Here is an 11,894-nt window from a genome sequence, read left to right as displayed (position 1 = left end):
GGGCTACTTATAAATATGCGTTGCTAAAAGCGAAATCTCTGAGTAAAAACGGCACTTGTTGACAGAATGATACATATGGGATATACTTAAGTAGGTACTTAAGTATAGTAAGAGCTTTATATTCTAGCGTCAGATAAAACAAATACTTGCGCCATTACTAGACGCAAGCATTTTACTACATTTATTATTTCTGGCAACTCGCTTTCACACTGTCACTCCACGGTGCCAATTCGGATAACTGTTCATCCGTCATTTTGGCATTGGGCCGATGTTCCAGCAGATATTCCAGGTAGCGGTAAACATTCAAACCATTAGCTTTTGCCATCTCTACCATTGTGTAGGTAAGAGCGCTCGCTTCAGCACCTTTTGAACTGGAACTGAATAACCAGTTCTTTCGACCAACGGTAAATGGACGGATCGCATTCTCACTTAAGTTATTGGAAAAACTGCAATGGCCATCTTCCAGATACATCATCAGCGACTCTTTTCGATTTTGGGCATAGTTCACCGCTTTCTCGAAGCGGGTTCCACGGTGGGGACGTTGTTGTTCCAGCCATTCCCAGAATGCATCGAGTACTGGTTTTTCTTTCTGCAGACGGTATGCCTTTCGATGGTCCGGATCCATTTTTCGTTCGGCAGCGATCCGTTCATAATCAAACAGCTTCGTGCAGAACTGGATGCCCTGGACGGTAGCATTGCTGTAATCAAACTCTTTTCCCTTGGGAACAGCATCCACAAAGTATCTTCTCATGTGCGCCCAACAGGAACACCGCTTTACACCGGGCAGATCATTGTATCCTTGGTATCCATCTGTTTCCAGGTATCCGCCTTGGAAGCCATCCAGGAATGCGGCTGCGTTGTACTTTGCGCGAGTCTCTGTGTAATGGAAAAGAATGATCGGCGCAAGCCCATCTTCCCCTGAGCGGAACAGCCACATGAACGATTCTGTTTCCGGATTTCTGCCGGGTTCTTTCAATACCTGGATCCGTGTTTCATCTGCCATCAGATACTTTCTGGCAAGCAGTGTACGATGAAAGTAGTCATACATTGGACGGAAGTAATTCTGTGCGCAGTAGATGATCCAGTTTGCTAAAGCTGCCCGCTTGAAACCGACACCAAGCTGCTTCCAGTCCTGTTCCTGGCGGTACAGGGGCATTGCATTGGCAAACTTCTGGTACATGACCCATGCAGCTGCAGATGGTGATACATAACTGTTCGGGATCAGAGCTTCAGGGACCTCGGCTTTTACAAAAGCAGGGCTGTCTGCCAGTTCCTCTTTTTCCGTACATTCCGGACACTTATAGGTAGTCCGATAAATATTTACTACCTCGCCTTTTGCCGGAGTAAAACGGAATTCATGACGTACGAATTCTTTCCCGATGGCTTCCAGCCTGCTTCCGCATACCGGGCACAGCTGTTCTGCCTCCGGGAGTTCCAGAACTTCATCGCGGGAAGGAATTCCTTTGAACAGCTCTTCGTGGGTGCGCCTTGCTTTTCGCTGATGTTCTGGGACTGTGACAGCGGTGCTTTCTTCTGTCTCCTGTGGATCAGCCGCCTGTTCCGCTTCATCAAACAGACACAGCTGACCTTCGATGTCTTTGCTTTTTTCACTGGAAGTGCCGAAAAGCTTTTTCGTCAGGTAATCGATCTGTTCCATCAGGTTTTTGTTATCCTGACGCAGATCTTTCACAGTTTTCTGCAGGGAACGGTTGAGTTCTGTCTGTGCTGTGAGCAGTGTATTCAGTTGGGTTATGGTATCCTTGTATTCCAGGAGTTTGATCTCTGCCGCGCTGCCTGCCATCATCCCTGCCTCCTTTGTCTTCTGGTCTTATTTTAACATAAAACCGGTGAGAAAAGAAGCAGAAAATCCGGTTGTTCCAGCCGGTTTTCAGATCAGTCCGGCGGTCGGAACGCTTTTGGCTGTTCAATCTCCAGCCCAGACATCAGCCAGTTGAATTGCTGCCAGGTGAGCTGTCTTACTTCCGTACTGTTACGGGGCCAGCGGAACCGCCCCTGTACCTCGATGCGTTTATAAAGAAGTACAAACCCATCGGATTCCCAAAGTAAAGCCTTTACGCGGTCACATCTCTTCCCACAAAAGAGATACAAGGCTTTTCTGCGGGGATCCATATGGAGCTGCTTTTCAACGATAGCACACAATCCGTCGATTGATTTCCGCATATCGGTGTAACCGGTTATAATGTAGAGTTCATCGGCGGCTGTGATATCACCTAACATGGAAGCTCCTTCCATGCAGACAGCAGATGAACAAGCAGCTGGGGATCCGTCCCATTTGGAATCCGCAGAGTAATGCCATGAAAAGAAAGTTCCATAGCATCTGAAGTTCCGCAAATGGGACTTGGATATGTTTCCTGACAAAGCGAAGGCGGCTCCGCTGATGTCAGTTCTACTTTTACAACTTCCTGCCTGGGTACTGATCTGTTCTGAGGTTCCGTTTTCTCCGGAATAATAAGATCAGGATTCTGGCGCAGACGCCGCACCCAGTTATAAAAAGTTCCTGGGTGGATATCGTGTTCCAAGCACCACTGGTGATCAGAAAGACCGCTCTGGCGGCACTGCATGATCAATTGGTATTGTTCTTTCGCTGATATCCGTGGTTTTCTCATTCTGTTGCTCCTTCATAAGAGGTGAAGTGAAACGCTCGCATTTCCAGCATTGATTAGAGAGTAAAATGCTTGCATTTCCTAGCTATAATTATGAAGGTTATTTCAAGCTAGAGCAAGTCATCGAATTAAAAAGCGCTTACTAAGTATATCCTTATTTTCGCTTTATGGAGGAGTTATGGATTTTGTATATAGATTTCCTGTAGTTAGAGGACTTCAAGCCGGGACGGAATATTATATAGCAATGGTTCCATTAAAAATGTTGTCTAAATTGTTTCCGGTAGATGAAGAAGAATTTGTGTTGCCGGAGTATCGAGCACAAAGAAAGTTAAATGAAGCCAGAATTCCAATTATCAGCAAATATATATTGGATAATAGGGATTCCTATGTATTCTCGGCATTGGCAGCATCCATTGATGGTATGTTCTCTTATGAGCCTAGCAGTCAAAATGCAGATGCAGGTGTTTTAGAAGTTTCTATGGATGCCCATTTTTTAATAAATGACGGACAGCACAGAAAATCAGCTATTTTAGCTGCGCTAGAAGAGGATTCTTCACTTGAAGAAGAAACCATTTCAATTGTTTTTTATTCTGATCAGGGTTTGAAACGGAGTCAGCAGATATTTACTGATCTTAATAAAAATGCAGTAAAGACATCAAATTCTATTTCAGAATTGTATGACTCTAGGGATGAAATGGCTGTTGTTACGAGAAATGTTATTTGGAATATTGAATTTTTGAATACCTATACAGATAAAGAAAAGGATATTTTAGGAAAATATTCGTCGAGTCTTTTTACATTAAATACTTTTTACACAGCCAATAAGAGTATTGTGGGTAGAAATGATGTGAGTGAAAGCGAGCACTTCCTTTTGAACTTCTGGACACTGGTAGCAAAACATATGAAATTGTGGCAGGAATTACAAAACAGAGAAATTACGAAAGTCGATCTTAGAGAGAATTTTATTGCAACGCAAAGCATTGTAATTCAGGCGTTTGGCAGGGTTGGAAGTTATTTATATTTACATCAGAATGAAATGGAAAAAACAATGGCTAATATCGAAAAAATAAATTGGAGCCGAAATGCAAGACAATGGTATATGCGTGCGGTTGGTAAAAATGGACGTATTATTACTAATAAAAAAGCAGCATTACTAATTGCAAATGTTATTAAACAGCAGATAGGAATACCATTATCACAAGAAGAATTAAATGCAGAAGAGGCATTGAAAAAAATAATCGAAGAGTAGGGACAATAATATGGCAATTGCGAAAGAACGAATAGACGGATTGATCGTCACAATACAGAATCTATATTTAGCAGATGATATCCCGTGGATGATAGGTTATTCCGGCGGTAAGGATAGTACTGCAGCTGTTCAGCTTGTATGGATGGCAATGGAAAAACTCCCAGTAGAGGAAAGAAATAAGCCGATTCATATTATGAATACAGACACATTGGTGGAATCACCGGTGGTATCAAAGTGGGTAGAGAAATCATTAGAACATATGAGGATAGAAGCTGATAAAAAGAAGCTTCCTTTTGTTCCAGAACGATTGATCCCCGATTACAATAATACTTTTTGGGTGAATTTGATAGGAAGAGGATATCCGTATCCAAGAATGAAATATCGTTGGTGTACAGATCGATTGAAGATTCAGCCAGTAAATGACTTCATTAAGAATAAAATAGCTGAGCATGGTGAAGTGATTCTGGTTCTTGGAACAAGAAAGCAAGAAAGCTCAAGACGAAATAGAACCATGACCAATCTTGAAAAAAAGAGAGTTAGAGAATTGTTGAGTCCAAATCCAACGCTTGCAAACGAATTGGTATTCTCTCCAATGGAAGATTGGACAGATGATGATGTTTGGGCATTCCTGATGCAGTATAAAAATCCATGGGGTTATTCTAATATGGATCTTATGACCATGTATCGAGGAGCTACAGCTGATAATGAATGTCCTTTGCAGGTAGACAAATCTGCTCCATCGTGTGGCAAAAGTAGATTTGGATGTTGGGTGTGTACAATGGTCGAAAAAGACAAATCTATGGAAGCAATGATAGCAAATGATCAAGAGAAAGAGTGGATGACTCCGCTTCTCGAGTTTAGAAATGAATTTGGAAATGAAGATGGCGATCGAGAGAGAAGAAGTTTTCGGCGAATGAAAGGTAACTTGCAGGGAAATTATGGAAAGCTTTTTCATGGACCATATAAGAAAGAGTTCAGAGAACAATGGCTTGAACGATTATTAAGTATTCAGAAAGATATAAATGAAAATGGCCCTGAAGAATTTCGTGAACTTGAGCTTATTAGAATGCCAGAACTAATGGCTATTCGCAGAATATGGGTAAACGACAAACATGAATTTGATGATGCATTACCGAGAATATATGAGCGTGTAATGGGAAAGCAATTTGAAGATCCAAAGTGGATTCATAATGAAAATTTTGAATATGAAGAATGGGAAATATTGCAAAGAGTTTGTCAAGAGATGTATCCAGATGAAAAATTAGCTTTTGAAATGATGTATACGTTAATAGATTTGGAGAACAAAGCATCAGGAGTAAACCAGAGAAAAGGAATCCTTGACGACATTAATAATACAATAAGCAAGACTTTCTATAAAGATGAGGATGATGCAACTCAATTTTATTCAGACATGATGAGTCGTAGAAAAGAACATGGTGGTAAATATAATGAGAAGTTTTTGGATTACCAACCGCTTGAATCTGAATTTGAAGATGACGAGGAAGAATAACTTATGATAATAAAAAAGCTTCAATTACATAATTTTGGTGTATACGCCGGAGATAATGAATTTATTTTTGAAGGAAACAAACCGGTGGTTTTAATAGGCGGTATGAATGGAAGGGGTAAAACAACTTTTTTGGAGGCTGTTCTACTGGCATTATATGGTTCTAATTCTTTTGCATATTCGGAAAGTAAACAGAGATCATACATACAATATTTAAGATCTTTTGTTAATAGAGGATCAGACGATCAAACCTGTAGTGTAGAACTTGAATTTGAAATTAATAACGAGATAAAAGAAAATTATATCGTAAGAAGAGAGTGGGATGCCGTTAGTAAACGAACTAAAGAGCAGATACTTGTATATAAGGATGGGACGTATAATGAATTCTTGACCAACAATTGGCCGATGTTTGTTGAGAATATTTTGCCAAGTGCCTTATCTAGTTTCTTCTTTTTTGACGGAGAAAAAATAGCTGAGTTAGCGGTTGATAATACGAATATACAATTGAAAAATTCCATTCGCTCCATGCTTGGTATATCAGTTCTTGACGTGTTGAGTAATGATATTCTGCGTAACTTAAAAAAAGTAGACAAAATCGGAAGTGAGAAAAAATCCGTAGAGGAAATTCAGGTATTGCGTGAGGAAAAGGAATCGGCAATAGAAGCTCTAACTACTATTGATGCCGAAATAGAAAAAATGAATCAAAAGCTTATCAAGGATAACGATTCGTTAGAGGCATTACATCAGTTGTATACAGCGAAGGGTGGAGATGCAGTTGAAAAGAGACAGGAAACATTAAAAAAGAGAGCTGATTTAATGGCCGAACTATCAAACGTAGAAGATAGACTACATGAATTGATGGCAGATGCATTGCCAATGTTGCTGGTTGAAGATTTAGTGGTTGAAATTAAGTTGCAAGCGACGGATGAGCATACAGACTCGATTATGCAAGAGGCGGTGCTCCAGTTGGATAATATTTTTGAGGATTTTGCTGTAGAGTATTTAGGAGATAAAAAAGCAGGAATAGATTTCATAGAATATGTAAAAAAACATACAGAAGATAATCAGATCGAAACAGTGTATGGTTTATCGGAACAAGCTCTATTTCAAACTAATAATTTAGTTGAAGGAGTATTGAAGAATACTGCGGATGAAACGAAGATAATTATAAAGAAAAAGAAAAAATTAGTGAAGCAAATCAGTGAGTTTGATAGTTATTTAATGCTGGATATTAATGATAAAGAACTGAAGAATATTCATAAGAAAATAAAAGCAGCAGAGCAGGCGATTATCGATGATCAGGTAAAGATTGCTGAACTGGAACAAAGACGTGGTGCAGCAAATTCACGAGTGATGACTGCAACCTCAGAATTTGGCAAGTATGTTGAAGCGTATTTATCAACTGCAGAACTTAAAGATAGTTCGGATAGAATTATAAAGTATTCCAATATTGCATTGAATGTTATTGAAAAATACCGGATTGAGTTGCAAAAGAGGAAAACAAATATATTGGCTGCAACAATTACTGATTGCTATTTGAAACTAGCCAATAAGAAAAATTTAATTCAAACGATAGTAATGGATCCGGAATCTTTAGATCTTAGGTATTTATCTGAAAATGGTGCGGAGGTTCCGAAAGACTCATTATCAGCAGGCGAGCAACAACTTATGGTTATTTCGATTCTCTGGGCATTAGCACTATGCTCAAAGAAAAAGTTGCCGGTAATAATTGATACGCCATTGTCAAGATTGGATTCATTACATCGAACAGCGTTGATTACAACATATTTTCCAAATGCTGGAGAACAGACTATTATTTTATCAACAGATTCAGAAATAGATGCAGGGTATTATCAGTTGATGAAAGAAAATATAGGGGATGAGTTTACACTTAACTATGATGAAAATTCAAAGAGCACCTCTATCGAGAGAGGTTATTTGATTGGAGCAAAATTATGATACTGAAACAAGTACGCCTGTCACAACAGGCAAAAGATCAATTGTCCCGATTAAAAGGGAAAACGGGAATAAAAAATTGGAATATTCTTTGTAGGTGGGCTCTTTGCTATTCATTAAGTGAGAAGACATTGCCTACAGATATTCCTATTGTGGCTGATAGTAATTTGGAAATGTCTTGGTTCACATTTGGCGGAGAATATTATGAAATATATGAGGCTTTAGTGAAAGCTTGGTGCATTAAGATGAATCTTCCTACCGATGACGATACTGTGGCAAAATATTTTCATCTGAATTTAGAAAGAGGAATTGCGCATCTGTGTGGAACAGGATTCATTAAAAAAGCGGAAGATTTGGCAAAACTTGCAATAAAGGAGAAATAGATATGAGTGTGTACTTAGATTATAATGCCTCGGCTCCGATTGATGAAAGAGTTTTGGATCTGATGGTCGAAGTGTATAAAAATAGTGTGGGTAACGCTGATAGTCGGACACATAATTTTGGTGAGAATGCACGTAGTATTGTTGAAAATGCAAGGAAGCAAGTTGCAAGTCTGCTGCAGGTTAAACCGGATGAAATTTTTTTTACTAGCGGTGCGACAGAAAGCAATAATATCGCAATTCAAGGACTTAAAGAGTATGCGGAAAAAAGTAACAGAAAGCATATTATTACTACTGCTATTGAGCACAAGGCGGTGTTGGAGACAGTAAAGCATCTTGAGTCGGAAGGATTTGACGTAGACATTGTTTCTCCTGATTTAACAGGACGAGTGAGCGAAGAAAAGATTTTGGAAAAGGTTAAAGACAATACTCTTCTTGTAAGCGTAATGCATGTAAATAATGAAACTGGTATTATTCAGCCAGTGAAAGAAATCGGCGAAAAACTGCAAGAAAGAGGGATCCTTTTTCATATAGACGCAACGCAAAGTTGTGGAAAATTGGTAGAAGAGATCAGAAGCATAAAATATGACATGCTTTCTTTTAGCGCACATAAATTGATGGGACCGCAGGGTGTTGGTGTTCTGGTACTACGAAAAAAATCATACAAATTTCCTCCGGTGAAAGCAATTTTATATGGTGGGCAGCAGGAACGAGGCATCCGTCCGGGAACACTACCTGTTGCATTGGTTGCGGGATGTGGAAAGGCATGTGAAATAGCTGAATCTGAATATCAAAGGAATATTAAACATTCCCAAGATCTTAAAAATGAACTGTTAACGGTGCTTGATGAATCTGGCATACAATATCACTTTAATGGAGAACAGAACTATTGTGTCCCAAGTACATTGAATATATGTATTGATGGAGTGTCATCGGAGGCTCTTATGATATCGACAAAACAGTTTTGTGGAGTATCAAATGGGTCAGCGTGCACATCAAAAAGCTATTCCCCGAGCTATGTGTTGGTTGCAATGGGGATTGCAACAGAACAAATCGAAAGCTCTATAAGAATTAGCTGGGGGCCTAATACTGATAAGGAAGATGCGCTTCATAATTTCAAGGCACTATTGGAAATTGCAAAGCAAATAAAGAGTTAGGAAAGAAGGGGCAATATGGATCATAAATTGCATCTAGACTTAGTATATGAGAATAATTTGGATACAGACAAGTTTGCCCGTATGTTTAATAATAAAGCACAAAGCTATAAATTTTACTGGTTTGAAGCAATATTAAACCTAACGAAGACATCAGAAGAAGATCTTTCATTTGAGAATGTAATAGATGAGATGATCTGTGAAGCTTGGCATACAGTGACGCATTATCATCTTCGACTTGGTCCGACAGTTAATGGAAATGCAGCAAATTTTCTGGAACATGCCATTAACACATTAAACAATACTGTGTCAGATTTATCTCAGAATCCGTCAAAAGAAGAATTAAAGCAAGCTATAAGTGAATGTGAAAAGGAATTAAAAAGAGATAAAACTAGATTGACAGACTATGTCCCATATAAACTTTTATATCCATTTTTTGATGTTGAAGGAATGGAAGAGGAACTGTCGTATATTAAGAACGATAAACACAGTAGACTCATTGCATACATGGCAAAGTTATCTGGAGATGAGAATCTTTTCTATACCATTTTGGATGGTGTTGGATTACAAAAGAAAATTCGTATGAATCCTTATTGGAGAAAGTTTTTGCTGCAAAATTTCTCAGTTATTCAGAGAGATGAATGGAGTAAATCGTATAGACGATTTTGTGAAGATGTGTCTTGCAAGAGGTTGGCTGGTTCAGAGACTTGATATTGAAAATCAGCTGGATTTGTATGCTAAGGCGGAGGAAGAGATTGAATTTGAATGAGGCGCAAGCGAAAGGATTTAACTTATGAAAATCACATCAGGCCTCGGCTCCATTGATGACTATCCCCGTTACGTCCGCGCCGGTGCAGACGAGCTGTTCTGCGGTTACGTTCCATTTTCCTGGTCAGAAAAATACGGAACGGTTCTGCCGCTGAATCGGAGAGAGGTCTTAAACTATAATGTACAAATCGGATCGTTCAGTGAACTGGAAATTCTGGCTAATATGGTGCAGAAATATCAGAAGCCGGTGCATTTGACGTTTAATTCACTGTATTACCGGCCGGAGCAGTATGAAGAAATTACGCAGATCATCCAACAGTGCCGCAGCATAGGGTTTGACAGTTATATTCTTGCGGATCCCGCGCTGCTTGTGTACCTGCGAAAAGAAAAGATCGACTGTGAGGTGCATCTGAGTGGGGATTTGGGAACGGTGAATTCTGCGATGACAGAGGTTTTTGCGAAAGAATACCCGAAGAGGATCATTTTCCAGCGCAAAAATACGATCTCGGAAATGCGTGCAGTGATTCGGCATATAACTGCGCAGAAAGAAGCCGCTCGAAAAGAATGGACTTATCCAACGGAGTTCGAGGCATTTGCTTTGAATGAACTGTGCCAGTTCAGTGGTGCTTTCTGCAATTCCCTGCACTGCGATGAAATGGGATATCTTTGCCGGGTTCCTTACTGGAGAAAACCGGTGTCATGTGCCAACAGATGTTTTTCAGAAAACTTTTTGGAAAAGGATATAGCGCCGGACAAGAGAGTTTCAGTTCCGAAAGAGGATTCTGTATTGAAAAATGATCCTGAATTAGAAAGGGATTTGGCATTAGAAAATGATGCTGCATCGGAAACGACGGATCCAATATCAGATGATGGCTATCTCTGCGGCGCAACCGGCTGCGGCCTGTGTACATTAAAACAGCTTTCCGATGCCGGAATCACTCATCTGAAGCTGGTAGGCCGGGGAAATTATACCGATTTTATGGAGCGTGATATCCGAAATCTGCGCCGCACGCTGGAGATTCTGGAGGATTCTTCTACGGAAGAAGAATATATCCGAGCGATGAAAGCAGAGCTTTTTCCAAATGGATGCAGTCACATGTGCTATGCCAGATAAAATATGTCAACTCTTTCTGAAGTAATGCATTTGGGATTGACATATTTTTGTATCAAGGGTTAGTCCTCGAAAGAAAATGTAAGAAAGGCTCTGCGTATGCAGGGTCTTTCTTAATCTAAAGAAATAGTGGAGAACGTAATGAGAAATATTTTTCCAGCACGCTTTAATAATTAACATAGTGATGAATCGTATTCTGCGCCAGATGATACTGCTCCAGCGTCATGGCGATTTTCCCTTTTTTCAGGGAAATCACGCCATCCTCTTTTAGTTTGCTGATCGTTCGTCCCAGCGTTTTTACGGTAATACCGCATTCTTCGTAGAGCTCCTGCCGCGTTTTCTGAATTATGATTTCTTTTTTTCGCTCGATGCCAAGGTGCGCCGCCTGTTTTAGAATGTAGTCGAGCAGCAGGAAGTTTGGCGGATAGAAGAGTCGTGCGCCGCGGTTATAGGAGGAGCGGTACAGCTTGTATGCAATTTTGTGGGCGACCAGCCGCAGAAGCTGAATATCTTTGACAATCCAGTCCTCGAAGTCTTTCCGGGGAAAATAGACAACGGTTGTCTCGGTCAGTGTTTCGATTGTAACCGAAGTCTTTTCCATTCCGGCCAGGATCGTCACTTCTCCGACAAAATCGATCGGTTCGTTCTTTTCGATCATGAAAACATTGCCATTCTGAAATTCATTGATGACGCGGTGCTCTCCTTTGGCGATGATGCCAAACTTTTCCAGTTTATAATCTTTCTGGTGAATAATCGTTCCCGGCGGGTAGACACGGATCGTGTAACGGTTATGCAGTTCTTCCGGCATATGCTCGAAATAGGGGGCAAGTGCCGGAACTTCTTTGATCAGTTCTTCTAGTGTCATATTTTCTCGACTCTCTTTCCTTGGTGCAATCACAAAACCAGTTTTGCGTCTGGCATAGCTCATTTTGCGGTCAGACATCTACTGCGGTGAGTATATCACATTTTTTTTCATGGACGCAATGTCTGACTATGACTTTTTCAAAAAAAGAAAAGAAATCCTAAAAAAGAAGAAAAATTTCCCCGAAAACATCCCATATGTCCTTTTTTTCATACCGCGAATCCGCTAGAATACATCTTGTTCGTAAATGGTGAATAACCCGTCAACTTCCTGACATCTCCAA

The 11,894-nt window shown here is 40.1% G+C and carries 11 protein-coding genes; 7 read left to right on the top strand and 4 right to left on the bottom strand.

Annotated features, from left to right (window positions below):
- Positions 1-184 precede the first annotated feature (184 nt).
- The 3 genes from tnpC to tnpA all read right to left on the bottom strand — a co-directional run bounded on the left by tnpC (position 185) and on the right by tnpA (position 2,627).
- The gene (tnpC, locus tag PGS38_RS17095) at positions 185-1,801 is read right to left on the bottom strand and encodes an IS66 family transposase (RefSeq protein ID WP_118594468.1); all 1,617 of its coding nucleotides are present in this window, start codon (positions 1,799-1,801) and stop codon (positions 185-187) included.
- A gap of 92 nt (positions 1,802-1,893) precedes the next feature.
- On the bottom strand, positions 1,894-2,238 hold the full coding sequence (gene tnpB / locus PGS38_RS17090) for an IS66 family insertion sequence element accessory protein TnpB (RefSeq protein ID WP_118594467.1): 345 nt from the start codon (positions 2,236-2,238) through the stop codon (positions 1,894-1,896).
- Positions 2,232-2,627, bottom strand: a complete 396-nt coding sequence (gene tnpA / locus PGS38_RS17085; protein ID WP_118594466.1) for an IS66 family insertion sequence element accessory protein TnpA — start codon at positions 2,625-2,627, stop codon at positions 2,232-2,234. Before tnpA ends, tnpB begins: the two co-directional genes overlap by 7 nt.
- A 175-nt stretch (positions 2,628-2,802) precedes the next feature.
- Between tnpA and dndB the strand changes: the two genes are divergently transcribed.
- The 7 genes from dndB to PGS38_RS17050 all read left to right on the top strand — a co-directional run bounded on the left by dndB (position 2,803) and on the right by PGS38_RS17050 (position 10,752).
- Complete coding sequence (gene dndB, locus PGS38_RS17080; RefSeq protein WP_118594465.1) at positions 2,803-3,873, top strand: DNA sulfur modification protein DndB; 1,071 nt, start codon at positions 2,803-2,805, stop codon at positions 3,871-3,873.
- 10 nt (positions 3,874-3,883) lie between these two features.
- A complete protein-coding gene (gene dndC / locus PGS38_RS17075; protein ID WP_118594464.1) occupies positions 3,884-5,383 on the top strand; it encodes a DNA phosphorothioation system sulfurtransferase DndC in 1,500 nt (499 codons plus the stop codon).
- Positions 5,384-5,386: 3 nt separating this feature from the next.
- A complete protein-coding gene (gene dndD / locus PGS38_RS17070) occupies positions 5,387-7,339 on the top strand; it encodes a DNA sulfur modification protein DndD (RefSeq protein ID WP_118594463.1) in 1,953 nt (650 codons plus the stop codon).
- Complete coding sequence (gene dndE, locus PGS38_RS17065; RefSeq protein WP_118594462.1) at positions 7,336-7,719, top strand: DNA sulfur modification protein DndE; 384 nt, start codon at positions 7,336-7,338, stop codon at positions 7,717-7,719. The genes dndD and dndE overlap by 4 nt, the downstream gene beginning before the upstream one ends.
- 2 nt (positions 7,720-7,721) lie before the next feature.
- Positions 7,722-8,873 carry a cysteine desulfurase family protein gene (locus tag PGS38_RS17060; protein ID WP_118594461.1) on the top strand — a complete coding sequence of 384 codons (1,152 nt, stop codon included), beginning with the start codon at positions 7,722-7,724 and terminating at the stop codon, positions 8,871-8,873.
- Positions 8,874-8,888: 15 nt separating this feature from the next.
- A complete protein-coding gene (locus PGS38_RS17055; protein WP_147398222.1) occupies positions 8,889-9,581 on the top strand; it encodes a hypothetical protein in 693 nt (230 codons plus the stop codon).
- 82 nt (positions 9,582-9,663) lie between these two features.
- Complete coding sequence (locus PGS38_RS17050) at positions 9,664-10,752, top strand: U32 family peptidase (RefSeq protein ID WP_118594460.1); 1,089 nt, start codon at positions 9,664-9,666, stop codon at positions 10,750-10,752.
- Positions 10,753-10,915: 163 nt separating this feature from the next.
- Here the strand turns inward: PGS38_RS17050 and PGS38_RS17045 are convergent, their stop codons facing one another.
- Entirely contained in the window at positions 10,916-11,614 is a 699-nt protein-coding gene (locus PGS38_RS17045; protein ID WP_118594459.1) for a Crp/Fnr family transcriptional regulator, read from the bottom strand.
- Positions 11,615-11,894 lie beyond the last annotated feature (280 nt).

The sequence above is a fragment of the Fusicatenibacter saccharivorans genome (assembly GCF_027667425.1).
Classification (GTDB): Bacteria; Bacillota; Clostridia; order Lachnospirales; family Lachnospiraceae; genus Fusicatenibacter; species Fusicatenibacter saccharivorans.
This window is presented reverse-complemented; position numbering and strand designations above follow the sequence as displayed.